This is a genomic window from Rhodococcus sp. ACPA1 (genome assembly GCF_002300195.1).
Taxonomy (GTDB): Bacteria; Actinomycetota; Actinomycetes; order Mycobacteriales; family Mycobacteriaceae; genus Rhodococcus_F; species Rhodococcus_F opacus.
The window spans coordinates 326,595-352,075 of record NZ_NSDX01000014.1 but is presented as its reverse complement, the minus strand read 5'-3'; the positions used below and the strand labels follow the sequence as shown (position 1 = coordinate 352,075).

29 protein-coding genes and 4 pseudogenes are annotated in these 25,481 nt (G+C 67.0%); 11 read left to right on the top strand and 22 right to left on the bottom strand.

Annotated elements, in window-relative coordinates:
- Positions 1 to 41 precede the first annotated feature (41 nt).
- Positions 42 to 191 (top strand): annotated as a pseudogene (locus tag CJ177_RS49030) (hypothetical protein); the annotation flags it as partial.
- A 31-nt stretch (positions 192 to 222) separates the two neighbouring features.
- Here the strand turns inward: CJ177_RS49030 and CJ177_RS47865 are convergent.
- The 4 genes from CJ177_RS47865 to CJ177_RS44690 form a co-directional block, all read right to left on the bottom strand.
- Positions 223 to 594 carry a hypothetical protein gene (locus CJ177_RS47865; protein WP_179443432.1) on the bottom strand — a complete coding sequence of 124 codons (372 nt, stop codon included), beginning with the start codon at positions 592 to 594 and terminating at the stop codon, positions 223 to 225.
- A gap of 97 nt (positions 595 to 691) precedes the next feature.
- Entirely contained in the window at positions 692 to 940 is a 249-nt protein-coding gene (locus CJ177_RS44700) for a type II toxin-antitoxin system RelE/ParE family toxin (protein WP_095870972.1), read from the bottom strand.
- Between the two features lie 29 nt (positions 941 to 969).
- Complete coding sequence (locus CJ177_RS44695; protein WP_095870971.1) at positions 970 to 1,260, bottom strand: type II toxin-antitoxin system Phd/YefM family antitoxin; 291 nt, start codon at positions 1,258 to 1,260, stop codon at positions 970 to 972.
- A 144-nt stretch (positions 1,261 to 1,404) separates the two neighbouring features.
- Positions 1,405 to 1,584, bottom strand: a complete 180-nt coding sequence (locus CJ177_RS44690; protein ID WP_095870970.1) for a YegP family protein — start codon at positions 1,582 to 1,584, stop codon at positions 1,405 to 1,407.
- A gap of 468 nt (positions 1,585 to 2,052) precedes the next feature.
- Between CJ177_RS44690 and CJ177_RS44685 the strand changes: the two genes are divergently transcribed.
- Both CJ177_RS44685 and CJ177_RS44680 read left to right on the top strand, forming a co-directional pair.
- Positions 2,053 to 2,649 carry a DUF1254 domain-containing protein gene (locus tag CJ177_RS44685; protein ID WP_218835205.1) on the top strand — a complete coding sequence of 199 codons (597 nt, stop codon included), beginning with the start codon at positions 2,053 to 2,055 and terminating at the stop codon, positions 2,647 to 2,649.
- A gap of 34 nt (positions 2,650 to 2,683) precedes the next feature.
- Complete coding sequence (locus tag CJ177_RS44680) at positions 2,684 to 3,289, top strand: DUF1214 domain-containing protein (protein WP_179443467.1); 606 nt, start codon at positions 2,684 to 2,686, stop codon at positions 3,287 to 3,289.
- A 353-nt stretch (positions 3,290 to 3,642) separates the two neighbouring features.
- On the opposite strand, the gene CJ177_RS44675 is transcribed toward CJ177_RS44680, so the two are convergent.
- A complete protein-coding gene (locus CJ177_RS44675; protein ID WP_095870967.1) occupies positions 3,643 to 4,239 on the bottom strand; it encodes a dihydrofolate reductase family protein in 597 nt (198 codons plus the stop codon).
- 165 nt (positions 4,240 to 4,404) lie between these two features.
- Positions 4,405 to 4,608 (bottom strand): hypothetical protein, encoded by a 204-nt coding sequence (locus CJ177_RS44670; protein ID WP_095870966.1) that lies wholly within the window; start codon positions 4,606 to 4,608, stop codon positions 4,405 to 4,407.
- Positions 4,609 to 4,684: 76 nt separating this feature from the next.
- On the opposite strand from CJ177_RS44670, the gene CJ177_RS44665 reads away from it, so the two are divergent.
- Positions 4,685 to 5,317: a TetR/AcrR family transcriptional regulator C-terminal domain-containing protein gene (locus tag CJ177_RS44665; protein ID WP_179443466.1), complete on the top strand. Its 633-nt coding sequence runs from the start codon at positions 4,685 to 4,687 to the stop codon at positions 5,315 to 5,317.
- Positions 5,318 to 5,442: 125 nt separating this feature from the next.
- On the opposite strand, the pseudogene CJ177_RS49695 reads toward CJ177_RS44665, so the two are convergent.
- The 6 genes and pseudogenes from CJ177_RS49695 to CJ177_RS44625 all read right to left on the bottom strand — a co-directional run bounded on the left by CJ177_RS49695 (position 5,443) and on the right by CJ177_RS44625 (position 11,774).
- Positions 5,443 to 5,954, bottom strand: a pseudogene (locus CJ177_RS49695) (DUF6226 family protein).
- Between the two features lie 270 nt (positions 5,955 to 6,224).
- Complete coding sequence (locus tag CJ177_RS44650; protein ID WP_095870962.1) at positions 6,225 to 7,769, bottom strand: sulfatase-like hydrolase/transferase; 1,545 nt, start codon at positions 7,767 to 7,769, stop codon at positions 6,225 to 6,227.
- Between the two features lie 425 nt (positions 7,770 to 8,194).
- Complete coding sequence (locus tag CJ177_RS44645) at positions 8,195 to 9,154, bottom strand: bile acid:sodium symporter (protein WP_095870961.1); 960 nt, start codon at positions 9,152 to 9,154, stop codon at positions 8,195 to 8,197.
- Between the two features lie 429 nt (positions 9,155 to 9,583).
- A complete protein-coding gene (locus CJ177_RS44635; RefSeq protein WP_095870960.1) occupies positions 9,584 to 10,357 on the bottom strand; it encodes a heavy metal-responsive transcriptional regulator in 774 nt (257 codons plus the stop codon).
- Between the two features lie 265 nt (positions 10,358 to 10,622).
- Positions 10,623 to 11,000, bottom strand: a pseudogene (locus tag CJ177_RS44630) (DNA ligase); the annotation flags it as partial.
- 396 nt (positions 11,001 to 11,396) lie between these two features.
- Entirely contained in the window at positions 11,397 to 11,774 is a 378-nt protein-coding gene (locus CJ177_RS44625) for a hypothetical protein (RefSeq protein WP_257015039.1), read from the bottom strand.
- Positions 11,775 to 12,474: 700 nt separating this feature from the next.
- Between CJ177_RS44625 and CJ177_RS44620 the strand changes: the two genes are divergently transcribed.
- From CJ177_RS44620 to CJ177_RS44605, 3 genes are all read left to right on the top strand, one after another.
- A complete protein-coding gene (locus CJ177_RS44620; RefSeq protein WP_257015038.1) occupies positions 12,475 to 12,918 on the top strand; it encodes an SRPBCC family protein in 444 nt (147 codons plus the stop codon).
- Positions 12,919 to 13,537: 619 nt separating this feature from the next.
- Positions 13,538 to 13,930, top strand: a complete 393-nt coding sequence (locus CJ177_RS44610; protein ID WP_257015037.1) for a hypothetical protein — start codon at positions 13,538 to 13,540, stop codon at positions 13,928 to 13,930.
- Positions 13,931 to 14,224: 294 nt separating this feature from the next.
- Positions 14,225 to 15,622, top strand: coding sequence for a sensor domain-containing diguanylate cyclase (locus tag CJ177_RS44605; RefSeq protein WP_095870957.1), 1,398 nt, complete (start codon positions 14,225 to 14,227; stop codon positions 15,620 to 15,622).
- 388 nt (positions 15,623 to 16,010) lie between these two features.
- Here CJ177_RS44605 and CJ177_RS47860 read toward each other — a convergent pair whose 3' ends face one another.
- The 8 genes from CJ177_RS47860 to CJ177_RS44570 form a co-directional block, all read right to left on the bottom strand.
- Positions 16,011 to 16,151 carry a hypothetical protein gene (locus CJ177_RS47860; protein WP_179443465.1) on the bottom strand — a complete coding sequence of 47 codons (141 nt, stop codon included), beginning with the start codon at positions 16,149 to 16,151 and terminating at the stop codon, positions 16,011 to 16,013.
- Positions 16,152 to 16,172: 21 nt separating this feature from the next.
- Positions 16,173 to 16,820 (bottom strand): phosphate signaling complex protein PhoU, encoded by a 648-nt coding sequence (phoU, locus tag CJ177_RS44595; protein WP_095871009.1) that lies wholly within the window; start codon positions 16,818 to 16,820, stop codon positions 16,173 to 16,175.
- A 44-nt stretch (positions 16,821 to 16,864) separates the two neighbouring features.
- Positions 16,865 to 17,011: a DUF6308 family protein gene (locus CJ177_RS47855; protein ID WP_179443431.1), complete on the bottom strand. Its 147-nt coding sequence runs from the start codon at positions 17,009 to 17,011 to the stop codon at positions 16,865 to 16,867.
- An 87-nt stretch (positions 17,012 to 17,098) separates the two neighbouring features.
- Entirely contained in the window at positions 17,099 to 17,788 is a 690-nt protein-coding gene (locus CJ177_RS44590) for a hypothetical protein (protein WP_257015036.1), read from the bottom strand.
- Positions 17,789 to 17,791: 3 nt separating this feature from the next.
- Positions 17,792 to 18,454, bottom strand: a complete 663-nt coding sequence (locus tag CJ177_RS44585; protein WP_095870956.1) for a hypothetical protein — start codon at positions 18,452 to 18,454, stop codon at positions 17,792 to 17,794.
- A 131-nt stretch (positions 18,455 to 18,585) separates the two neighbouring features.
- On the bottom strand, positions 18,586 to 19,005 hold the full coding sequence (locus CJ177_RS44580; protein ID WP_095870955.1) for a hypothetical protein: 420 nt from the start codon (positions 19,003 to 19,005) through the stop codon (positions 18,586 to 18,588).
- Positions 19,006 to 19,083: 78 nt separating this feature from the next.
- A complete protein-coding gene (locus CJ177_RS44575; RefSeq protein ID WP_095870954.1) occupies positions 19,084 to 19,767 on the bottom strand; it encodes a class I SAM-dependent methyltransferase in 684 nt (227 codons plus the stop codon).
- 19 nt (positions 19,768 to 19,786) lie between these two features.
- Positions 19,787 to 20,047, bottom strand: coding sequence for a hypothetical protein (locus CJ177_RS44570; RefSeq protein WP_095870953.1), 261 nt, complete (start codon positions 20,045 to 20,047; stop codon positions 19,787 to 19,789).
- A gap of 142 nt (positions 20,048 to 20,189) precedes the next feature.
- Here CJ177_RS44570 and CJ177_RS44565 point away from each other — a divergent pair, with 142 nt between their 5' ends.
- From CJ177_RS44565 to CJ177_RS44550, 4 genes and pseudogenes are all read left to right on the top strand, one after another.
- Complete coding sequence (locus CJ177_RS44565; RefSeq protein ID WP_095870952.1) at positions 20,190 to 21,434, top strand: MFS transporter; 1,245 nt, start codon at positions 20,190 to 20,192, stop codon at positions 21,432 to 21,434.
- A 13-nt stretch (positions 21,435 to 21,447) separates the two neighbouring features.
- Positions 21,448 to 21,804, top strand: a complete 357-nt coding sequence (locus CJ177_RS44560) for an ArsR/SmtB family transcription factor (RefSeq protein ID WP_373560091.1) — start codon at positions 21,448 to 21,450, stop codon at positions 21,802 to 21,804.
- A 230-nt stretch (positions 21,805 to 22,034) separates the two neighbouring features.
- A pseudogene (locus CJ177_RS44555) lies at positions 22,035 to 22,969 on the top strand (IS3 family transposase); the annotation flags it as partial.
- A 444-nt stretch (positions 22,970 to 23,413) separates the two neighbouring features.
- Positions 23,414 to 23,740, top strand: a complete 327-nt coding sequence (locus CJ177_RS44550; RefSeq protein WP_373560095.1) for a transposase — start codon at positions 23,414 to 23,416, stop codon at positions 23,738 to 23,740.
- Between the two features lie 54 nt (positions 23,741 to 23,794).
- On the opposite strand, the gene CJ177_RS44545 is transcribed toward CJ177_RS44550, so the two are convergent.
- Together CJ177_RS44545 and chrA are read right to left on the bottom strand one after the other, a co-directional pair.
- The gene (locus tag CJ177_RS44545; RefSeq protein WP_095870950.1) at positions 23,795 to 24,013 is read right to left on the bottom strand and encodes a hypothetical protein; all 219 of its coding nucleotides are present in this window, start codon (positions 24,011 to 24,013) and stop codon (positions 23,795 to 23,797) included.
- Positions 24,014 to 24,059: 46 nt separating this feature from the next.
- A complete protein-coding gene (gene chrA, locus CJ177_RS44540) occupies positions 24,060 to 25,466 on the bottom strand; it encodes a chromate efflux transporter (RefSeq protein ID WP_095871007.1) in 1,407 nt (468 codons plus the stop codon).
- Positions 25,467 to 25,481 lie beyond the last annotated feature (15 nt).

Genomic DNA, 25,481 nt, shown 5'->3' with positions numbered 1-25,481 from the left:
GTGGGGCGTCACCGCCCCGGGCCTCGAGAGCAAGCTCGAAGGTGTCAGCGCACCGGCAGGCTCCGCTCCGGCGGTTGGGCACATCCCGAACACCGGCGAAGACGAAGAAGGTCCTCGAAGCCAGCCTGCGCCAGACCGCCCTGCTCGGGCACGAGGAAACCGGCACCGACCACCTCCTCCTGGCCCTGCTCAACGACCCTGCCTCCACCGACGCTCAAATCCTCACCGACCTCGCATCCCCATCCGGCTCAGCAACGACGAATACACCCGCGCCCACGCCGCCGCCATTGCCGCCATTGGCACGAACGCGCACACCAACGGCAACGCGAACTGCCGAGCGGACCGCCACGGAACCGTCATCGGCCCGCACGCCACCACCACCACAAGCTGGGCCCGCCAGCTCACCCAATACGAGGCCAGCGGCGGATCAGGCCCGAACGAGGTGAACGAGCCGTACGGATACACCCTCGGCTGCGGAACATTGCCGTAGTGCTGCCACAAGATCACCGCCGGCACATAGCCGAAGAACCCCAGCAGCAGGCCCGCACCACCACACCGCAGAATGACTGCCAGAGAGCCCGTGCGCCCGTGCAATCGTCGTCGACCTACATATCCAAAACCGGCCCCACCCACGTCGAACCAGCGGCACCCCATCGCCGGATGTGACCGAGCGTCACGACCCCAACAAGGCCTAGGTGCGATAGGCGTCGGCGCGGTGCGAGATCGCGGTGACCTCCACCGTGCGGTTCTCGTCGTTGATCAGATACAGCACCCGGTACGTACCCCGGCGGGCGCTGTACGCCGGCGCCAGCGGCGGATCCAGAGGTTTTCCCACGCGCCGCGGATTCTCCAGCAGCGGACCGGTGACGAACTCGTACACCGCGGTCGCGACCTTCTCCGGCAACGACGTCGCCAACGCCCGCGCAGCCGACCGCGCCATCACCAACCGATACCGATCACCTGGCTCGCTCACTCGCCGGAGGACCGAGCATCGCGCATCAGCCGTGCCAACTCGTCAGCCTCGACGACATCCCCGCCCTCGACCTCGGCCCGGCCGGCGAGATGCGCAGCCAGCAGGTCGGTATCCGACAACACCGCGATCGTCTCCCGCAACGCGTCGTAATCGTCGGCGCCCAGCAGGACCGCGGCGCGGTGCCCGTTGCGGGTGATCTCGAACCGCTCGTGCGTGTGCTCGGCCTCGTCAACCAGCCGCGATAGCTGCGCCCGGGCGTCGGCAACAGGAAGAGTCGTCATGTACATAATTCTAGCTTAAATATGGTGCCTGTGTGGTCGGGTGCGGCGTATGCCGGGACACCCCGGTTGCCGGTTCCGACAGCCCGCAACCCCTCGCCGACCCCGCCGGCGGCGGTCTCAGCTCATCGGCGCGACGGGGATCATCGAAGGTCAAGTCAGATCCTCGGTCGGGGCGGTTGCGGCATTGTCCTTGATCGACGCAATCCCGGTCTGAGCCGCTGCCTTCGAGGTATACCCCTGGCTCGCCGCGATGATCTCCCCATTAGCCGCCTTCAAATGGAACCGGAACTTGCCGGCCGCGTCCTTGAACAGCTCGAACTTCGCAGTCATCACCCCTCCTCCACACGGTGCCCACGACCGTCGCGGACCCCATGGAATTCACGGTAAGCCGACCACACACCCACCGGCGGCCGAACAACCTCTTTTCGGCGGCACCGTCCGACCCACACCCCGCGGCGTGTCATCTTCCCAGGTCAGCACGCTCACCAGGTTCCGGTTCTCCCCCATCCATCCACGCGACCACATCGAACACCCGCAGCGCCGAGACCTCCGGCAGGCCCACCCCTGGCGGGGCGACTGGACTGTCCTTCCCACACCCTCTCTCCCACACAACTTGGTGGCATCGCGGGCCCCGGTGGGATGCCGCAACGAGTAGCGTCGGATCGACGCGCCGCCCACGTTCGGTGCGATGGAGGAGCGGGAAATGACAGCTTCGCTGACACCGAACGAGGCGCGAAGCCTCGCATATGACGCTACGTATGGGGTCTGCCGCTGGTCTACGTGGCGACGCAATCCGAGGTGCTCACGCACGTAACCTCCCCCACCGGTGCCCGGTCGCCGATCAACCAGTTCGCGCACTACCGGACCTTCCCGGAGGCATCCAACAAGACGGTCGTCGGCTTCAACGTCGACACGCTCTACTCGCTCGCACAGACGGACCTCGCCGCCGAGCCACTGCTGCTGACAGTGCCACCCATGGGCGACCGGTACTGGATCATGCAGATCATCGACGGATGGAATAACGTCCCCGCCGCCCCGGGAGCACGCACGGTCGGCGGAGCAGGTGGCGTGTTCGGGCTCGTCGGACCCGAATGGGAAGGGACGCTGCCCGACGGGGTGACCAGGATCGATGTCCCGACCAGCATCGCGCTCATCGGCGGCCGCATCTACACCGCCGGCCCCGACGATTACGCGGCGGTCCACGCGCTCCAGGATCAGCTCTCGCTCGTACCCTTGTCCGCCTGGGGAACTCACTACACCCCGCCCACCGACGTTCCGCTCGAGCCCGGCGTGCAGGACACTCCCGTTCCCGCGCAGATCAAACGCCCTGACCGCGGAGGAGTTCTTCAACCGGCTCAACGAACTCCTCCTCACGAACCCACCGGAGCCCGATGATCCGGAAACCGTTGCGAGGCTGACTGCGCTGGGCGTGGCACCGGGCGACACCTTCGCGATCGGCGCGTATCCCGCCGAGGTGCAGTCCGCGATCGACGATGGTGTCGCCGCCGCCCGCCAGGCGATCCTTAAGGAAGAACCCAACCTCGGTGAGCACGTCAACGGGTGGGCGATCGCGCGCGATCTCGGCCGATACGGCACCCGCTACCTGTACCGGGCGGCATGGACCTACTTCGGTGTCGGGGGCAACCTCGCCGAGGACGCGATCTACCCCCTCGCCGTCGTCGACGGCGAGGGGCGATTCCTCGACGGAGCCCACCGCTACACCCTCCACTTCACCGAAGACGAGCTGCCGCCGGTGAACGCATTCTGGTCGGTGACCATGTACGACGCCGACTCCTACCTCGTCCCCAACGATATCGACGTCTACGCGCTCGGCAACCGCAGCAGCCTCCACTACGCCCACGACAGCTCCCTCACCATCGCCATCCAAGCCGAACAACCCGACAACACCTCAACGACAAACTGGCTCCCCGCACCACGAAGCGGACGATTCAAACTCGCCCTGCGCCTCTACCACCCCCGCGAGGAAGCCTCGAAAGGCATCTGGCAACCCCCCGCCATCCGTCGCCTCGGCTAGCCACCGGCATGTCCAAGAAGACAGGCGGTGCTTGTTTCTGAGCGTCTGCGGATGCGACGAGAGTCGCACCTGGAGCAACCACCAGCGGGACGGCTCAACCGACAACGCTGCGGCGGCCAGACTGTCTCGCTGGTGGTTCCGCTTCCGGCACGGTGATGATCGCCGGATTGGCGGCAAGCCGCGGCGGCGTACGGGCGAAGGGCACCTGTTGGACGGTCCTGGTGGTCACCGGGAGCTGCTCGGACCGCTGTAATTGCGCCGCGCTTGTATGCACCGCATTCCGTTTGCGGGAGCACTGGTCGCATTCCCTTGCCCTGGTCGTTGACCAGCCACACGGTAGGGGGCACTCTCGCTCAGGCGTACTCGGGGCGACCGCCCACGCTGTACGTGAGGGCAACGATGCCCGTACCGAACACGCGGGAGTCGATCAGGTCGAGTGCGAAGTCGGGGCCATGCTCGGGGAATAGCCGTTCGCCCTCGCCGACGATCACCGGAAACTGGACCAGGTTCAGCTCATCGACCAGCTCGTTCTCGAGCAGCCACCGCGCGAGCGCCGCGCTGCCCACCACGAGCAGTTCTCCGCCAGGCTGCGCCTTGAGTTCGCGCACGCGAGCCGCGACATCGCCGGAGATGACAGTGGTCTGCTCCCACGTGGGGTCCGTCACGGTGGTGGAGACCAGGTACTTCGGCTTCGAGCTGATCGCCTCGCCGAAGCCGTCGTCGTCGCTGCGGGCACCCCAGTATGTCTCGAACAGACCGTACGTCTTCCGGCCGAGCAGGAACGCGTCCGGTCGTTGCCAGGTGTCGAGGATGTACTGCACGGCCTCGCCGTCGTTGAGCGGGAGCGCCCAGCCGCCGCGGGTGAAGCCGGGATCCATCTCCTCGTTATTGCCGCCGTTCGCCTGGGCGACGCCGTCGAGGGTGACCTGCAGGCTGATAGTGAGTTTCATAACTACTTCCCTTCTCTCAACAGCAGGACGAACGGGCTCCGCCGACTACGGACAACGCTCAAAAGCCGGTGAGCCTGTGACCGGTTTCCCCGCCGCCATTCGCCTTCCCCGGATCGTCGGCGAAGCCGTCCAGCGAGAGCATCTTGGAGAGCAGAACACGGTCGATCATGCGGGGCGAGGCTCTCGCCCCGCATCCTTGACCAGGCGATCCCCGACCTTCAATTCCTTCCAGAGTGCCCGGTCGACTCGGACCTTCTCTGTGGTGCCAGTTTCAGTCTGGACGGTGACCTGCCGATAGAGGTTCGAGCCGTCCAGCAATTCCCGCGACTTCTTGACCACCGTGCCGGTCCAAGCGTCTTCGTGTCCCATGCGGTTTCCCTTCATTGTCGGACACACAAAGATTATCAACGATAGTCTTGCTCGCCAATGCCGATATTCTGGGACGATGCCGTACCCCTCGCGCACCGACCGCGCCTCGATCGTGGCAGCCACGATCACGGTCCTGGACGAGCGCGGACTGGACCACGTGTCGCTCCGCGCGATCGCAACGCACCTCGGCATCCGCCAACCGGCGCTGTATCACCACTTCGCCAGCAAGGCCGAACTGCTCGATGCCGCCGCGAACGAAATCCTCGCCCGGCGGCACACCGACCGTCTCCCCGCGGACGGTGAGTGGTGGGACGTGTTCGTTGCTCGGAACGCGCGGAGCCTGCGCCGGGCGATGCTCAGCATCCGCGACGGCGCCCGCCTAATCGCATCGTCCGGCTCGCGAAGCCCTCATCTCGACGCCGCGATCGCTCAGGTGAACCTCCTGGAGAACGCGGGCTTCACGGCCACCGAGGCCATCCTTGCCCTCATTGCGGTGGCGCGTTACACGATCGGCTCCGCGATCGAACAACAGACCGCCCGCGACGGTGGGGACATCGCCATCGAGACCAATCGAACCGACAGTGCTGCGAGTCACCTCATCGAAAGCACTCGACACGTCGTCGCTCTCGGCCAAGACCACGAATTCGAGACCGGGCTCGCCGCCCTCATCCGAGGACTCACCCCCACCACTCCCGCTCCTCCCGCATAGTCAGCCGTTTTCACGACATGTGATTGCCCCCCGACATGTGAACTGATACCTCTGAAGAGGTGACCGGTCATCGATCGATGACCGGCACCCGATCGGCAACCGGTGTCGGAGCCGTCACCGCGTGCTCAGGATCGGAGGGACCACGGTCGCCAGCGCCCATTTGTCGGCGGCTGCACCGGTCTGGCACGCAGCTCAGCGGCCCGTGCCGCGGACAGTCTCGTCTTGCCGCTCCGAACCCAGCCTTCGCCGTCCCAGGAATGCTCAAGGATCGGCCGGAATTTGCCGGTGATCCGTTCGGACAGTTGCCCGGTAGTCAGCGCCTCGGAATACTCGGCCAGCTCCCGCAAGACGTCCTCCGCGGCCTCATCACACGCGTCACACCCGCACGCGGGAAGCGCGATGTGCGCCCATGCGCCCGCGTCGAGATACAGACCAGGAACGAAGTGAAGGTGATCGCCAACGGCGCCTGATCTACGCGAAGAGGAGTGATCTCCACCAACTCCACCAACTCGACTGTCCGCGACTTCGACGACGGCGCGGGACCACTGGTGACACTGACCTCGAACCGGCGCTCCAGGTCGGCGATCAGATCCTCGGCAGCCGATATCGGCGAGGCGAACCGTTCCGGGTTCGTCACCCGCCCGTATGCCTCTGCCGGTGGATCTTCCACCGCCGCTCCCTCCTGCACCGATTAGTAGGTCCATCGTCCTCGGTGACCCAGATCAGCGGCAACGCAATTATCTGGCACAGATCAAGTAGGAGCCCTTAGGCGTCGGAACCCGGCGTCTCAGGGAACCGTCACCGATGCGTTCCGGAAGTGGATCGGTGACCGGTCATCGATCGTTCAGCGGATTCGAACCGGTGCTAGTTCGCAAAGGTCGGGCAGCGACGCCGGCCGGGCTGTTGCTCATCCGGATTGGTGCTCGATCCCATGCCCCGGGTCGGGAGGCTCGTCGTGGGATCTGACCAGGGTGGTGATGTATTGCATGATCGGGCCGATCTGCAGGTGCGTCTGCGGTTGCAGCTCACCAGGTTCGGGCGGCACATACGGGTCGGGGGTGCCCGGCCGGATGGGCGGTTCGAGCATGAGGGTCTTCAGGAATGCCCCCGCCCCGGCCGCGATCGGATGCAGGACCCAGGCATGCGGGAAGTCGACCTGATACTCCTCACGCGGATCCCACTCCAGGTTGTAGAGGATCGGCACGTTGGTCGGGGCCCACGTGGAATAGAAGTCGTCCTGCTGGAACAGGTGCACCTTCCACTGATGCCACTTCGCCGCCTGCAGCCGGTTGCCCTGCAGGCACAGCACCATGTCGCGGCCCGAGTCCTCGTCGCCGCCCAGCAGGAACCCCGACATGTCCATCCCGTCGATCTGCCGATCCCCCGGGACCGTGCCCCCGGCGGCCGTCACCAGGGTGGTGAAAAAGTCGACCTCGTGCACCAGTTCGTTGCTGACCCGCCCGGCGGGCACCTTCCCAGGCCAGCGCACCAGGCACGGTGCCCGATTGGAACCCTCGAGCGCGGTGAACAACCCACCCCGCCAGGGTCCGGAGAATCCGTGCCACAGGCCACCGACCGGATCCGGGTCGATCGCCGGGAGGTGGTTCGTGGTGTCGGCGCCGTTGTCGGAGGCCCAGACCACGATCGTGTTCTCGGCGATGCCCAGCTCGTCGAGCTTGTCGAGAATCGTGCCGGTGAACGCATCCATCTGGGTGAGAATGTCGGCCCAGTTCCCGCGCTTAGTGGTGCCCGCGTACTGCGGGTCCGGGATCGGCGGGATGTGGACCTGCGTGTAGGGCAGATAGACATAGAACGGCTGGTCCGCCTTAGCCGAGCGGGTCATGAAATCACAGGCCCAGTCGGTGATCTGCCGATCGAATCCGGCCCGGAACTCGGCGTCGTAGGTCGAGATCCTCTCGGATTCCTCGCCCGTGCGCCGCGAATAGATCGGCTCCGGTTCCAGCGGGATCTGCATCGACCCCGCATACGGGGCGGCGGTCACCGCACCATCCGGGAAGTACGACTGCATCGTCCACAGCACCTCGTCGGCCGTGCGCGGGCACCACACCGCCTCGTCGAACCCGAAGTCGACCGGGCTGCGCTGTTCGGGATCACTGCCCAGGTGCCACTTGCCCCACATCCCGGTGGCGTACCCGGCCTCCGAGAGCGCCTGAGCGATCGTGACCTCCCACCGGGTCATCCCGTCCGGGCCACCGGTGAGAGGCACCGTCTGGGTGCCCGAGCGGATCGCATGCCGCCCGGTCAACAACGCCGAACGGCTCGGCGTGCACTGCGCCTCGACGTTGAAGTTCAGCAACTTCAAACCTTCCCCGGCCAGGGCGTCGATCCGCGGTGTCGGCGCACCACGCAGCACCCCGCCGCCGTAGCACCCGAGCTCACCCCATCCGAAGTTGTCCCAGAAGAAGAACACGATGTTCGGCTGCTCGTTCATGTCTCATCCCGCCTGCGGTCGTGACACTCTGCCGTCCGGTCGGAGCCGAGCACGCGTCATGCACCGGGAGTGACCACCCCCGACGGTGTCGGCACCTTCCGGGCGGCGCAGAAAGGCCGACACACGAAACGGTAATCCGTCGGACAGAGGTCAGGTCAGTGATTTGAGGATCGATGGGCAGGCTGGCTCCCGCTAGAGGAATGGTGACCGGCACGTCCCGAAAGCCGCCCCATGACCGGAACTCGCTGACCTGCGACGTCCCGTAGAGGTGGTCCGGTGAAGAATCCCGTTTTTTGGGGGGCGGATTCTCACAGTCGTTGCAACACGCATCAATTTCCACTGGTCTTACCAAACTCTTTCGTACTTCCGAGATTGACCCGCTCAGCGCGACGGGATCAGTACCTCCACCAAAAAGACCCGCGAAATCAGGCTGGGGTGACGGTGCGGTCGGCGGGGACCAGTCGGGGAACCAGCCGCACGTAGAGGACCATCCCGACGACTTCGACGAGGGTTTGGGTGACCACGACGACCGCGGCGACGGCCAGCTGGTCCGGCAGGGCCAGGGCCAGCGGGAGAACGACCAGGGAATTGCGAGTCGCACCGGTGAAGACCACCGCCCGCCCCGACGGGGCATCCAGCCGGAACACGCGTGCGACCAGGGCCCCGGCGAAAGCCATCACCACCAGGAACAGCACATAGAACGGCACCACCGCGGCCACGTCCGCGACGCTTCCGCCCAACTTGGGGACCTGCGAGGCGACCACCACCAGGAGTGTGGCCGCCATCAGCGGCACCATGATCGACATGGCCGCGTCGGAGACCTTCCTGCCCAATGGCGCACGGGCGGACCAGAACTGCGTCACCCACGCCAAGGCCAGGGGGATGACGATCAACACCACGAACGCCTCCACGAAGGGGCCGACCTCGACGATGTCGGACAAGTCCGAGCCCATGAACAGGAAAGGGAACAGCGGCAGCAGCAGCATCTGACTGATCAGCAGCAGCGGGGTCGCGGCGAGGAGTCGGCGGCTACTACCGCCGGCGAGCCCGCTGAAGACGATCACGTAGTCCACGCACGGGCACAGCAACACCAGCAACACCCCGACCCGCACCGCCTGATCGGCCGGCAGGAACGCGAACATGGCCGCCACCACCAGCGGAACCACCACGAAGTTCACCACCATCGCGGCGGACAGGAACCGGGCATCGCGCAGCGACCGCACCAGCTCCGCGGCGGGGACCTGCAGGAACGTCGCGTAGAGCTGGGCGCCGAGCACCGGATTGATCGCGTGCTCGAGCCCGGGGCCCGCCGCCGGCGCCGCCCAGCCCAGACCCGCGCCGGCGACCATCGCCGCGAGGTAGATCGCCACCTGGTGATGTTCCATCCGTGCCACACACCCTGGGGCTGCACCACTATCCGAACTCCCTCAATCGTTTCGTCGCTCAATCGCTCACACGGTAAGTGGCACTGCATTCTTGTCTGCCAGATCCGCCAGGGCTCAACGAGGCTGGGACGTCGTGCGCTGGCCCACACCCCCACCCACCGTGGGCATCTCCAGATCCACTGGCGACGCCGTGACCGCGCAGGAAGGGGGCGGCGCGGCGGCGGCGCACCACCGCTAGCAGCATCAACGCGGCGAGGATCGCGGCAACCATCAAGGCCGGCACCCACACCGCCCCGACCACGGACAGCACCGACAATCCACCCAGGACGGTGAGGACGGGCCCGGCGCAGCACACCGAGCAGGCACCGACCGCGGCAGCGCCCACCCTGATCGCCTTCCACCATGCCCATCCTGGGCGCCGTGGGGCGGTCATACCTTCGCCCCGAACAGATCGGTCAGCAGCGCTTCGGCGGTCTCCGGAGCGCGCACGGTCAACGCCAGCTCGTCGGGGCTCAGGTGCATGGTGAAGTCGAAGAAGGCGCAGCAGCCTTGTTCCGCCACGGCTAGGCGCGCCACATCGGCGACCAGATCCGGGTCGGCGGGAAACTTCACCCGCATGCCACCGTCGATTTCCTCACGACCGGTGGCCGAGTCCAGCACCTGCTGCCACTGCTGGGCCCGTTCGTCATACTCGTCGCCACCCAGGGTGCAGGCCACCGGGGCGTCCCACCAGGGTTCTCGAGTCGGTGACGGCTCGGGCCGGACGCGTTCGAGGGTCAGGGGTACCGGTGCCGAGGATGGGCCGGTGACGCATCCGCAGTCCGGTCCGCAGGCACCGGACGGGGCTGGTTCGGCCAGGTCGGCGCGGACACCGGCGAGGTGCGCCGAGAACGCGGTCAGCTCGGCGATCCGGTTGTCGGCGTCGGTAATTCGGTCGGTGACCAGCGGGAGCATCCGTTGCCGAACTTCGGCACAGACTCCTTGCTCCCAGACCTCGAGCAGGTCCCGGATCTCCTCCAAGGGCAGCCCGAGGTGTTTGGCCGAGGAGATGAACGCCAACCGTTCCACGGCCTCGTCGCCGTAGACCCGGTAACCCGACGCGGTCCGCTCGGCCGACAGCAGCCCGGCGGTCTCGTAGAACCGCAAGGTCGTCGCCGGAATCCCCGAGACCTCCGCCAGTTGCGAGATCCGATAAGTACTCATGAAATGACGGTAAACCTTCGAGTCGACTCGAAGGTCAAGCGTGGAGTTGGAAAATGCTTTTCCAGCACGCAGTACGTCTGCGCAGATCTGGAGGAAGAAGGAGGCCACCACAAAAGAGGTAGATCACCGGACATTGGCGTCCTAGATCGCAGGAGCGTGCGGTGGGTGATCGTCGCCCGCATACTCCCACTCGCGACAACTTCGATCATGTGGCAGCCCAGTTCGGTGCCTATACGTAGAGCGGCGAGTAGTTCGTAGTCCGGTAAAGCACATCGAACGGCAGGAACGTGACCGGTACCTGCCGGCGCAGGGCGGTGGTCGGGCGCAGGGTGTTCATCCGCTTCTGCAGGCGTGCGAAGCTCGGCCGGCCACCGGACGACAGGGCGACGACCTCGCCGTCGAGGACGATGCGGCCGCGGCCACCGAACACGCTCGTCAGGGCGTCGGCGACCTCCGGGTACGAGGAGGTGACCGTGTTAAGGTTGCGGGTCCACAGCACCGGCCGATCGTGGCCGCCGATCGAGGCCAGGATGCGGCAGCCGTCGTACTTCATCTCCGCGGCCCAGCGGTGCTCGGTGCCCTCCGGCGACGGCCCGGGGGCGGCCAGCATCGGCGCGATCAGCCGATTCCCAGCTCCGCTCATCGGACGCTTCCGCTCTCGAGGGACCGCGAAGGGGGTCAGGGGCAGGCGTTCGTCCAGACGTGCCATCGCGGTGTCGGCGAGGTGCGCTGTCCACGACTCCAGCTCACGTGTGCCCACTCGCATCACGGTACCGGCGATCACGCCCCCGACCAGGGCCCCGAGGAGAAAACTGGCCGGGCGTCCCCGCTCGGCACGTACTGGACACGGCGGTCGGGCGGTGCGCCGCCACTTGCGGGAGAAGACGAGACGGGTGGCCCCTACGCCCGCGGCCGCCAGGATCCTCAGTGCCAGCCAGCTTTCGATGCTCATGAAGTCCCCTTCTCGACGTGACACGAAATGGGGGACGTGTCATTTGCCCAGGTCAATTGCAGGAGTTGACCGATGCTCCGCTCTCCCCTACTCGGGTTCGGCGTGGGGCGGGCCGAGGCGCACGATCTGGGTATCACCGGCGGGCGTCTCGGTGGTCGGGTCGAGCCGGACCGTCCAGCGGCGGGCGAGAGCGTCGTGGCTGAGCCCGGGCGCGAAGATCAGTTTCTTGCGTCGTGCGGTGTCGCTCTCGGTGGCTGGCGCGGTGGCGGCCAGTGGCAGCAGGTCCTCAGCGCGATGTAGTCGCGACGCCCGCGGCGGAGGGTTGTCCGCGGGATTCATCCCCGTTCGTGAGAGGCGTGTGAGTTCGTTGACGCGGGCGAAGAGGGCATCGGTGACCGCGGTGCGCCACGGTTCGTCAAGGTAACTGCCGGTATGGGCCGGGACATTGCGATCGTTCGGGATCATCTCGTGGCTCCTGTCTGGGTGGGCACCGGTATTCATCATCGACGCGCTGAGCGCATGCAGCGAGTCGACAGACCCGTTGCGGGATCCTCGTGTGCCACTTGCCCCCTTCAGTGCAGCGGGAAGTCGTACACCCGCACTGCGTGGGGACAGCGTACCCAGCACCTCGGACAACGTGGATGACATCCTCGTGCAGGGCTCCGATGGCAGGACCGGCCGCATATGCCTGCGGGGCAAGGGCGTAGGCGCCGGTGGCCTGGTCGTAGACCGCAGGGGTCAGATACCAGCTGACTCCGCGCGGGGTGCCGAACGCACCCTCCACAAATGCGCTGGTGTCGGTGTCGACGGTGGTGACCTCGGTGGCCCACTGGACCGACACGAGCACGTAGAGCGCCGGATTCGGGTCCGGGTCGGCGGGCGGGTCGAACGCATCGACCATGGTGCCGCGGGACGGGCGATCAGGGCCTGGCGGGCAGGTGGCCGACGACCCGGGCGCGCCTGGCCAGGGGATTGCGATCACGGTGCCGCTACCCCGAAGATGCACCAAGTCGGCGTTCCCCTGTTCCCTTGTCGATGGCGCCGCGCTGCGCCGACGTCCGGACCAGCTTGCCGTGAGGTCCGAAACGCATCTCTGCAATCGGGCGTGGTGCGGTGCGCGCGCAGAATGATCCCTGGCGAGAGCGGCGCGGGTACCATTCTCGCCGTGACAGCAGTCGACGTCCTGACCGAAATTGTGATCGAGCGACCGAGGCATTATGTCGCCGCCTACGTATCCGACCCGGGCAACTCCACCCAGTGGTACGTGAACATCAAGGCAGTGCAGTGGAAATCGCCGAAGCCGGCGATGCAGGGATCGCGTGTCGAGTTCATCGCTCACTTCCTCGGTCGAACCCTGACATACACCTACGAAGTCACCGACTTGGTCCCGGACGAGCGCTTCGTCATGCGAACGGCCGACGGCCCGTTCCCCATGGAGACAACCTACGAGTGGGAAAACAGCGCCGACGGGAACACCCGGATGACGCTACGCAACCGCGGTGAACCATCCGGCTTTTCGCGCATAGCAGCACCGATAGTGGCGATCGCGATGCGCCGGGCCAACACCAAGGACCTTGCCCGACTCAAAGCGATACTCGAGGCCTCCTGACCCGGATCCGTCGCTGAAAAAAACGGTCATTGCCACCGTGCCAGGCTCGACGAGGCTCTGCACGGCGGCAGCACTCACTCCTTGTCGCGGGCGAGGACTCCGCCTGGCCGTTCCTGCGAAGCCGTTGCGCAGCAATACCTTCGGCTGCGCATCCGACAGTCCTGAAGACCAAAGTCAGGCGCACTTCGATAGCCCAACACTGTCGGCTCCGCCCCTCCGACGCGGGGACGCCGCCCGACGCACACCGCGATTGCGGTAGACAACACCGGCACCAACGACTCCCCTTCGAGACCAACTGTCCGCCCACGGGTTCTCGGGATGCCTCCCTTGCCGCCCTAATGGAGAAGTTCACCGGGAAGGGACACACGGGAATCGCCGGCTCCGCAACGTCCGGTCCTGGACCGGCGTGCGCGACACGGGTCGAGGCGCTGCTCTGCCGCCACCGCGATCCGGCCATCCACCGGTGTCCGGTCGTGTGGACCGAGGCACCACGGAATGGATCGCAGAGCGTCATGATGAGGTGATGCGGATCTGGATGCTAGTCGACCTCGAACCCGGATACGAGCGCCTGCATGTCGGAGACCGAATCGAAGCCACAACCGCATGGTGCCGGCCGGAGATGCTGCCAGCAGAATTGGTGAGCTGGGACGTCCCCGTCCACGTCGAACACGTCGCCACGGACCTTCCCGGTCAGCACGACTGGGTAGCCCACACCAACGAACACGTCTCCGCGCTGCTCTCGGCCTGGAAAGAAACGGAGGGACCCACCGCCATCTCCGGCTGCCTGATATACGACAGATACCTGCACTTGCTCCACCACGTTGCGCCGACGACCCGTGGTCGTATCCTTCGCCACGCCTGCATCACTCGAGACGCACACCGCACCCCGACCCCACACGGGGGCTACTCGGTGAACCCTTCGGGACCGCCTCCCTACACCGAACGCGGCGAGATGCCGCCGGACAGGACCGTGACGTGGGACTGCGTCGAACTCGACACCGACGACGAGTAGGTCGCAGGGCACGATCGCCGACATCACCGAGGCTGCGACGCACGTGACCGGGAAAGCCCACCAGAAACAAAGGGCCCAGGGCCTGCCTGAACACTGCACACCTCGCTCCTGAGCGCTGCACACATCGCCCATACCCGCTCTGACGAACGACCAGGGATTTGGACGCCTCGCGCCCATCGACGGATCGAACCTCGACGGTGTTCACTCGAATCAGCACAAGCACTGCGACTGCTCGACCTGAGCGGGTCGACAGCATGCTGATGCCCGTCGTCGAAGCTGGAAGGAACGGCCTGGATGAAACCGGAAACAGCGGAAGCCCGCATGCTGCTGTCGGCGATCGAGCACGCCCAGAACATGGTCGCACTCGCTGACTACGACACCGGACGCCTGCGCTACCTCAACCCCGCCGGAATGCAGCTGATGGGACTGACCGACGAGGCCGCCGTCGCCGCCCGCTGGGCGCCGGAGTTCTTCACCGACGTCGGATTCATCCAGGCCCCCGAGATGGAATCAGCCCTGCTCGATCAGGGCCGGTGGGAGGGCCGGTCGGAGTTCCGGCATTTCCTGACCGGTGAACCGATCCCGGTGACCCTGTCCACCTACGTGATCGAGCGCACGCAGGACCAGCGCCCGGCGGTGATCGCCTGCATCGCCCAGGACCTGCGGACTGCGCAGGAGCACGAACAGCGCCTGCACACCGCGTTGGAGGCAGCCGCGTACCGGGTCCGCGAACAGCACGCCCTCGCCGACCTGAGTCAGCTCGCCGTCGACGGCGACCTCGACCACGTCCTCGTCGCCGCGGCGGACGCAGCCGCCGCATTGGTGGGGGTCAACTGCGCCTCGGTGGCCCGGGCCGAGGAGCCGGGCGCGGTGTTGCGGGTGCTCGCCTACCGTGGTCAACCACCCGTCCCGGACACCTTCGCCCCCGGTACCGATTCGCAGCCCGGATTCGCGGCCGCCACCGATCAGATCATCATCTGCCCCGACCGGTACGGCGAGCACCGGTTCTCCACCGAAGCCATGAATTCCCGGGGGCTACGGAGCGGGGTCTGCGTTCCCATCGGCGCCGAGACGGTGTGGGGTGTGCTCACCGCACACAGTGCCCGCCCCCGCGACTACTCCGACCGGGAGGTGATGTTTCTGCGCTCGGTGACCGCGGTGCTGGCGGCGGCGATCCGGCGCATCGAGGCAGAGGAGGCGCTGCGGCATCTGAGCCTGCACGATTCATTGACCGGGCTACCGAACCGTGCCCTGGCGCACCAGCAAATCGACGCCGCACTCGCCGCAGCACGCGGAAGCGCGCGCACGGTTGCGGCGTTGCTGATCGACCTCGACGAGTTCAAAACCCTCAATGACCGACTCGGCCACGCCGTCGGCGACAACGCCCTCATCCGGTTGGCCGAACAACTGCAATCGGTCATACGCCCCACCGACACCGTCGCCCGGATCGGCGGCGACGAATTCCTCATCGTCTGCCCCGACACCACCACCACCGAGGCCATCGCCCTCGCCACCCACATCACCGAACTACACATCGGACCCGACACGGCCGGACGCGAACTTCGCTACACCGCCAGCGTCGGCATCGCCCTCGCCCGACCGGAAGACACCCGCGACACACTCATCCGCCGCGCCGACGCCGCCATGTATGAAGCCAAAACCACCGGAAGCGGACACACCCTCGCCCCCTGACACGAACCCCAAACGCCCGCACCCAAGCACACCGCCACCGACATTCATTGTGCAGCATAATGTTCCTACCGAAACACCAAACACGCCACCCAGGCCAGCCGGGCGTCACCGAACCTGACCTACCCTCAGCAGGCTCCGGGGAGCGGATGCTTGCGACCGGGCCTCGGCCGGCACGAACACCCCCGGTGCAGCAGCGAGATGCGCGAGCACCCCAGACGCGAACTCGCCCACAGGCCCACACCAGACCCCACCGCACCACATTCAGCTCAGCGACGACGAATACACCCGCGCCCACGCCGCCGCCCGCACAGCCGGCCAGAACCTCGAAACCTCCGGTCCACGACCTCATCACCGCCGCCCTCGACACCGAACAACCCGAATAGCAGGTTCAATCGGAGGTGAAGAACAGCGCCAAGAACAGCGCCATCGCCATCAAGAACCACACCACCAACGCCGCCATCGGCACCAACCGCAGGAACGCGCACACCAACCGCAGGGCGAAGTCCACCCTCGGATCGGCCGCGGCCATGCGGCCCGTGACGGCGACGACCTACCGGGTCATCTGTTCCCCGGTGACGAGGAAAATCACCCGCCGTCCCACGGTCACGGTGTGGTCGCCGAAGCGTTCGTAGAAGCGCCCCAACAAGGTCACATCGACCGCAGCTGGGATGGTGCCGGTCCAGGCCGGATCCTCGATCAGGATGAGCAGCTGGCGGTGCAGATCGTCGAGTTCGTCGTCGCGTCTACCGATCTCGGCGGCCAGTTCGGGATCGTGCGTGCGCAGAACCCGTTCGGCCAGGCCGGCCAACTCGGCCGCCACCCGCCCCATCTCGGAGAGCAATTCCTCCGCCTCACCGGAGGCGACGTGCTCGGGATGACGGCGGCGGACGCTTTCGGCCACATGCTGGACTAGCCCGTCCATCCGGCGCAGATCCGTCACAAGGTGCATACCGGTGACCACCTGACGGAGATCACGCGCCACCGGGCCCTGCAACGCCAGCAGCGCCATCGCCAGGTCCTCGCACGGACCGCGTAACTCCTCGATCTGTTCGTTGAGGTCGAACACCCGCTCGGCCAGGGGCAGGTCCGCCAGCACCAGGGCCTCGGTCACCGCCCGGACCGCCTCCCCGGCCAGGCGGCACATCGACGCCAGACGGTCTGTCAGCTCGTCGAGCTGCTCGTGAAACTTCATCCGCATGCGCATCATCCTCGTGCACCTGTCGAAGACCGCACCGGGACGTGTCATCTTCCCTGGTCAGAGCGCTCTTCGAGTCCGCGGTTCTCCCCGTCCATCCAGGCGATCACATCGAACACCCGCAGTGCGGAGATCTCGTCGGGGAGGCCGGCCTCCTCGAGGGTCGACAGCAACCGGCGGTGCAACGCCTCCATCGTCGGCCAGGAGGGCGTTCAGCGCCTCCGCCTCGGACTTGCCGACAAGGGAAGTCCGCACCTCACGTGCGACGGCAGCACTGCCGTTTACCCCAACGTCAGATCGAAGTCATCGAGGAGCGAGGCGGTCACCGCATCCCGAGCCCACCCGTCTATGTCGAGTGGTGCCGACTGGACCACCGTCAGCGCCGGTACCGTTCGTCCGTCGATCAGCATCAGAGCGAGCTCGTTTCGCCCGTGCCGGCACTCGTAGCGAAGCCCCTGCGCAGTGGGGGTGTTGGTCAGAATATCGGTTGCGGTCCGACGAGTCTGCCCGTAGTCCCGCCAGGTGCACGCCGTCAGGGAGGCATCCTGACCGAGCCGGATCAGGTTCCGTTGCCCGTCCAGGATTGCGATGTCGATGTCGTCGTCCAGTACGAGTTGCGTCAAGGACTTGCCGGTCAAGAGTCGCTTTCGGATGATCAAGTCCGGTGGGATGTCCTGGCCACGCAGGATGCCTTCGGCGACCACCGCACCCACCGACAATCCGAGATACAGGTAACCGCCCAGCGCGGCCCCGTCCGGGCACACGGCCGGGTCGTGGACCGGCTCGAACCGCCCCTGCACCGGAATGGCGGTCGTGCGGGTATCGAGGGTGCGTGCATCGACCCAGGGTGCGATGTTGCTGCGGTTGAACGCATTCGGAGGATATGCCGATGATGTCCAGTGCACCCGCCACAGCGGGGTTCCCGCCGCGAGGGTGTCGATGTTCGCCGGATTGCCGTTGTAGGCCCCCACCCCCTACATTCCCTGCTCGGCCACGCTGATCATGTTGTCGACGGCGATCTCGGTCAGATCGCCCTCCTCGAGGTCCTGCAACGGGGTTCGGCCGTCGAGGATGTCGGAGGGGGTCCGCCACCAGGACGTGACCCCCCACGGGTCCTCGGCAGCCCCCAACCTGCGGTTCGCGTACGCCACGATCGGCCACACCCGGTGGTGCACCGTGTCGAACTGGAACTCCGGGTAGTGATAGTCGGGGCGGCGCCCCAACGGCAAACCGAGCAACACGCCCTCGTCCCGCAACTTCTTCACCAGGGTCCGCGATTCCCCCGCCCGCGGTGCCAGCACCCGGCCGGCCTCCCCGGCCTTGAGGGTGGCCACCTTCTCGAGCAACGACTGCCGCCGCTCGGCCGCCGCCTCCGCCCGGTCCCCGGCACGAGTTCCCACCGGGCCGGCGAACGCCTCATCGAGAATCAGCTTCGCGATCAACGCCCACTCGCCTCGCGGCGCATTCCGGGTCACGTACTCCACGAACTCGCCAGCCACCTCCGCGCCACGGCTCGCACCTGCGGGGTAGGCGGCAGCGCTCAACCGGTGACCACGCCCGGCAACCACCCGCGGCCCACCCCCGCTTTTCGCGGCCGGCGCCTTGATCACCTTCCGCCGTGTTCGATTCTCCGGCATCCCACACCTCCGATACGTCAAGTACGTATCGATGATCGTACTCCACGTACAACTTGCTCGACCACCAACAGCAGCGCGCTCGAAAGAAGCCGATCTGCGTACCCGGCTCGGCACACCGGATTCGATTCTGGTCAGCGGCGGCGGTCGTCCATCGCGCGCAGGAAGTGGCGCAGGCTGCGCGGCAGCCGGGGGTGACCGTCCCGATCACGCGGCAGGAACCCCTCGCCCGCCGCGCGGACCAGCAGGGTGGTGACGTCCGCGCTGACGGCGGTACCGGAGGCGACGTGCATGAGCGCGGCGCGTTCGGCGGGATCGAGACGCTCCCACAGGTCCAGGTAGCCGCCGTGATGGGTGCGCGCGGCGGTCGCGGTGGCCCAGTAGGTGAAGGTGAACCGGCGGATCAGGTCGGTGCCGGTGGATGCGGTGGCGCGCAGCTCGAGACCCGACCAGTGCTCGATGCCGCGGTCGCGGAGCTCGTCGGCCGCGGTGGCCAAGGCGGTGTGCCGCGGCCAGGTGCGCGGCAGGTCGAGTATCAGCAGACCCATTCCCATCGGCCCACGGTAAGACCGGGGCCCGATACCCGCAGCGTGTACACCGTCGCCGGAGTCGGGCAGGGTGTGCGGTTCGGCTCAACGTATTCGCCTGGGCCGGTCAGAGGACGGTTTGCCGGCGCGCAGGTAGTGCAGCCAGGGGCGGTGGTCGCCGGTGCCGGTGACCCGGAGCCCGGCCTGCTCGATCAGGCCGGTGAGTTCCCCGATCGGGTTGTGCGCCATGGCATGTCCGGCGAGGGCGCTGATCAGGTGGTTCGCGACCGGGTTGGTTGGGGGTCGGAAGTCGGCGACCAGCAGGCACCCGCCCGGGCGCAGCACCCGCGCCATCTCGGCCAGCGCGGTCGCCCGGTTGCCGTGGGTGATGTGGTGGATGACCAGGGTGGAGGTCACCACGTCGAAGGTGGCGTCCTCCAAGGGGAGCGCTTCGGCGGCGGCGACCGTGAACACGCAGTGCGCATTCTCGCGGCCGGCGGCGTAGTCGATCATCGGCGGTGACGGGTCTATGCCGTCGACCCGGCCGCCCGGTTGCACCGCAGTGGCCAGGCGCGTCGCGAAAAACCCGGTGCCGCAGCCTACGTCGAGAACCCGATCCCCCGGGCCGACGCCGCTCAGTGCGGCCAGTTGATCGAAGACCCGGCGGCGCCGTCCCGCAAACGCGGCCGCGGAGAAGATTTCGTACAGGCGCGCCCGGCGGATCAGCCCGCCGCTGGCATCGTCGGCGTGACCATGCCCATCGCCCAGAAGCCGTGCCCCCAGTCCCATCGCAGTCTCCTCGATCGCCTCAGAGGGAGTTGATGCCCTGGACGGCCGCGACGGCACAGGCCGGGATCAGCACACCCAGCCCGAGCGAGGCCAGCCGCGCCCCGGCCACGCGGTGCCCGGCGAAATGGAACACGGCCAGCCCGGCCAACCCGAGGCCGGCCGCGGCCAGCACCAAGTAGATCGGCGTGAGCACCAGCACCGCGGCGCAGCCGAGAACGAACCCGGCCAGGACCCAGACCCACCGCAGATCCTCGACCTCGAGACTCGACGCCGCACTCATCACCAGCTCCTCGCTGACCTGCGTTCTTTACCCGGAACGTTCCTCCTCGGGTCCGCCCGCAAACACACATGGTTGCGCAAGTGCGCACATATAGGATTATGGTCGGGTCGACAGGAATTGGGAAGAGGACTGGAGGTCCCGGGTGCTCGAGGTGTTGCGTCATCGCACGTTCGGCCGGTTGTTCGCGGCGCAGATCGTGGCCCTGGTGGGCACCGGTCTGCTGACCGTGGCGCTGGGCCTGCTGGCCTACGACCTGGCCGGCGCCGATGCCGGGGCGGTGCTCGGGACGGCGTTGGCGATCAAGATGGTCGCCTACGTCGGCGTGGCACCGGTGATCTCGGCGCTCGCCGACCGGGTGCCGCGCAAGGCGCTGCTCGTCGGCGCGGACGCGATCCGGGCAGCCATCGCAGTGCTGCTGCCGCTAGTGGATCAGACCTGGCAGATCTACGTCCTGATCTTCGTGCTGCAGGCGGCGTCGGCGACGTTCACCCCCGCGTTCCAGTCGGTGATTCCGGCGGTGCTGGTCAAGCAGGCCGACTACACCCGGGCGTTGTCGCTCTCGCGCCTGGCCTACGACCTCGAGTCCCTGCTCAGCCCGATCCTCGCCGCCGCCCTGCTCACGATGATCAGCTACAACTACCTGTTCCTCGGCACCGTCGCCGGATTCGTCGGGTCGGCGCTGCTGGTGATGACCACGGTGCTGCCCCGGCCCGCCCCGGCGGACCGGTCGGTGCCGCTGATCCACCGCATCACGCTCGGCGCGCGGGTGATGCTTAGCCGCCCGGTGCTGCGCGGACTGCTGGCGATGAACATGGTCGTCGCCTCCGCGACCGCTCTGGTGGTGGTCAATACCGTGGTGTACGTGCGGGATCTGCTCGGTGGGTCGAACACCGGGGTCGCGGTCGCGCTCGGCTGCTTCGGCGGCGGCTCGATGCTCATCGCGCTGGCGGTGCCGCGGGTGCTGGCCGCGGTACCGGACCGGCGGCTGATGCTGACCGGGTCCGCGGTGCTGCCAGTCGGGCTGGCGGCGGCCGCACTGATGCTGCTCGCCGCCCCCTCCCCGGCGGTGGGGTGGGTGCTGCTGGCCGGGATCTGGATCGTGCTCGGCGCCGGGACGTCGATGATCAACACCCCGTCGGCGCGATTGCTGCGCTACGAGTCCGACGAACGCAACCGGAGTGCGGTGTTCACCGCCCAGTTCTCACTCTCACACGCCTGCTTCATCCTGACCTACCCGCTCGCCGGGTGGGTAGGCGCGCAGGTCGGCCAGGTCACCGCGGCCGCCGCATTGACCGCCCTCGCTACACTCGCAGGACTACTCGCCGCACGCCTCTGGCCGGCACAGGCCGAGCCGATCACCGAGATGGCGGCAGCAGGAAGGCGGTAATGCGATGGAGCCGATGAGCGAGGTGAGCGCCGTACCGGCGAGCCTGAGCCACCCGATCGCCCCCGATCAGCAGCGCCTCGACACCGCCACCGAAACCTTCCGGATGCTCGCCGACACCACCCGGCTGCACATCCTGTGGCTCCTCACCCGCGGCGAGGCCGACGTGACCGCCCTGATCGAGCAGACCGGCGCCACCCGCACCGCGGTCAGCCAGCACCTGGCGAAGCTGCGGTTCACCGGCCTGGTCGACACCCGCAAGGAAGGTCGGCGGGTGATCTACCGCATCCACGACGGCCACCTGACCCGGCTGATCCTCGAGGGCATCAACCACGCCGACCACGTCGTCACCGGCGAACCCCCACACGAATAGATCCACCGCCCGGCCGATGCCGGGGCTCCCCTCGATGCGCCCACCCGAGACGTTTGCCTCCGGGTGGGCGCGTCATCGTCGGGTCAGCGGCGGGTCTTGCCCTGCGGTCGGGGGAAGAACGCCACGCCACCGCCGACGACCACCACCACTGCGATGGCGGGGCCTTCCCCCCTGAGTGAGGACATCGTGAACACTGGGTCGTGAAGGTCCCAGAGGAAGAGATGTCACTGATGGCGATGAAGGCGTACTCGGCGGAATTCAAGGCCGATGCCGTCGCGCTGTACCTGTCCGACCCGAGCCACACCTTCGACGGCATCGGCAACGACCTGGGCGTCAGCCGCGAGACCCTGCGCAACTGGGTGCGGGCCGAACGCAAACGCACCGGTACCTCCACGGCCGAGCTCCGGGCCAGCGGGGCGGCGCGGTCGGCGTCCCGGGCGGGCGAGGTATCGTCCGAGTCCGTGTTGGAGGAAGAAAACAAGCAGCTCAAGGCCCAGATCCGGAAACTCGAAACCGAACGGGAGATCCTGCGGAGGGCCGCGAAGTATTTCGCGGGCGAGACCAACTGGTGAGCCGCTTCCAGTTCGTCGACGACCACCGCGACACCGCTCCGGTGAAGTGGCTGTGCCAGATCCTCGAGGTGTCCCGGTCCGGGTTCTACCGGTGGCTTGCCACCGCACCGGCCCGTGCCGAGCGCGCCCGGGCCGACGAGGAGCTCGCGACGCGGATCCGCGAAATTCACGACGATTTCGATGGCACCTACGGTGCCCCGCGCATCACGGCCGAACTGCGCGATGCCGGGATCGAGGTGAACCACAAGCGGGTCGAGCGGGTCATGCGCGAGCACGGGATCGTCGGCGTGCACCTGCGCAAACCGGTGCGCACCACCGTCCCCGATCCGGACGCGGCCGCGGTGCCGGACCTGATCCGGCGAAATTTCACCGCAAGCGCACCGAACACCCGATACGTCGGCGACATCACCTACCTCCCAGTCGGTGACGGTGAATTTCTGTATCTGGCGACGGTGCTGGACCTGAGTTCGCGACGGTTGGCGGGGTGGTCGATCGCCGACCACATGCGTACCGGACTGGTCACCGACGCGCTGCGGGCGGCCGCTGCCTGTCGCGGCGCCGCAGGTCTCGATGGGTCAATTTTCCACTCCGATTAAACCGAGGTTTTCGTTAAGCCGAAAAATTCAGGGTTGGGTCTGGTCAGCTCCCTATTTCGGACGGATTCCTCGGCTTAATTGTTCCAGGTTCATCGCAGTCTGCAGAGGGCTCGCAGTGTGTCTTCGGTGAGGTGGTGCTCGGCGAGGCGCCGGGCTGAGGAGGCGGTGTTGACGGCGGCGCGTAGCATATCGATGCTGACGAGTGCGTAGAAGGTAATGGTGTTCGCTACTTTTCGTGGCCGAGGTGTCGCAACTCGGCAACAACGCACCGCACCGATCTGGTGATCGTCGTATCCATCGCCGTCTCCTTCCATTGGGACAGTGGACACGACAAACGTAAGCCAGGCAATCAATCGTTAAGCCGAAGAAGTCCTCAGAACATCTAAGCGGCACAGACAAACTCGCACTTTTCTCGGCTTAACGAAAACCTCGGCTTAATCGCTGTTAAACCGAATTCCGCTTAACAGCGACAACGGAGCCCAGTATGCATCGGCCGAGTTCGCCGCCCTCTGCCGTGAGCTCGGGGTAACCCGGTCGCGGGGTGCGGTAGGAACGTCGGCGGACAACGCGGCCGCCGAGTCGCTGAACGCGACGTTGAAACGGGAAACGCTGAAGGGGCGGAAGCGCTGGAATAGTGCGGGTGAGGCCCGCGCCGAAGTCTTCCGTTGGATCACTCGATACAACACCAGAAGGAGGCATTCCACTCTCGGTCAGATCTGTCCGATCGAGTTCGAGCAGCGATCGGCTACCCTGGCCACCGCTGCATAGGAATTGGTGTCCACATCTCGGGGGGAACGCCCGCGATCAGCACCCGTGAGCGGCTTAGACCGTGTCGATGCGATCGAGGGGGTGGCCGAGTGGTTCCGGTCGCGGTCGTGCACTGCTCAGCCGGTCCGATCCAGCGGTACCGGTGGTGCGGGTGGCGGCGTACCCGCCGAGCAGGATCAAGGCGATCACGGCGAGGCTGAGCCAGACCGGGAGTTGCCCCTCGGCACTGTTTTCGGCGGCTTCCAGGGCAAGGCCGGCGATGGTGGGGGTCATCGAAGTTCCTCCATTCTCATCGATGTGGATGTGCGGTGGGAGACGGTCAGGTGACGGGGAGCCCGGCCAGGCCGGCGGCGAGGCCGAGCAGGGCGCACACCCCGAGGGTGCGCAGCACGGACCAACGCAGTCGGTAGATCATCACCCCGGCCGCCGCGCCGATCACGAGCGCGAGGGGCCGGAACGAGGTGATGTCCGGGACCAGTAGATGCAGCGGACCCCAATGCCGAAGGGAGGCGTCCGCGAAGAGGGTGTGGATCGCGAAATACAGGGCCAGGTTCGCGATCACGCCGACGACGGAGGCGGTGATGCCCGACAGCACGGCCGTCAAATGTTGGTTGTTGCGGAGCCGTTCGACGTAGGGGGCGCCGAGGAAGATGAACACGAAGCACGGCACGAACGTCACCCAGGTGGTCAGCAGCGCCCCGATCGTGGCGGCGACCCACGGGTCGAGATCACCCGGGTTGCGGTAGGCGCCGAGGAACGCGACGAACTGCACCACCATGATCAGCGGACCCGGGGTGGTCTCGGCGAGGCCGAGACCACGGACCATCTCGCCGGGGCCGAGCCAGCCGTAGGTTTCCACCGCCTTCTGCGCCACATAGGCCAGGACCGCGTAGGCGCCGCCGAAGGTGACCATCGCGGTGCCGGAGAAGAACAGGCCCTGCTCGGTGAACACGCTGTGCCGGCCGGTGAACACCACGACGGCGACCATCGGGATGGCCCAGGCGACCACGCCGACACCGAGGACGAGCACCGTGCGTCGCAGGCTGGGGACGTCGGCGTGCAGGGCGTCGTCGGCGATCAGCGGCGGAGCCTCCTCTGCGTCTTCCCGGGTCTTTTTGCTGATTTCGACGCCGCCGCGGCGGCCGATCAGCCAGCCGCCGAACCCGGCCACGGCGATCACGATCGGGAACGGCACCGCGAACAGCGCCAGGGCAAGGAACGCGCAGACCGCGATCACCCAGTGCGCCGGCCGGGTCAACGCCCGCTGGGCGACCCGGGTGACGGCCTGCACCACCACCGCCAGCACCGCGGGGGCGATGCCCGCGAACAGCGCGAGCACGATGGTGGTGGCGCCGAAGGCGACGTAGATCGCGGCCAGGCCGAGCATCGCGATCATGCCCGGCAGCACGAACAGCACCCCCGCGATCAAGCCACCGATCGTGCCGTTGAGCAGCCACCCGGTGTAGATGGCGAGCTGCTGGGCCTCCGGGCCGGGCAGCAGCATGCAGTAGTTCAGGGCGTGCAGGAACCGTTTCTGCCCGATCCAGCGTTTCTCGTCGACGAGGGTGCGTTGCATGACCGCGATCTGCCCGGCCGGCCCGCCGAAGGTCTGCAGGGAGATCAGGAACCACGCCCAGGTCGCCTGCCGCAGCGGGATCAGATCACGGCGGCGAGAGCGGGCGGGGCTGGTCGGTGTGGCGCGGGTGGAAGGTTCGTTACTACTCACGTCGGTCTCCGAAAC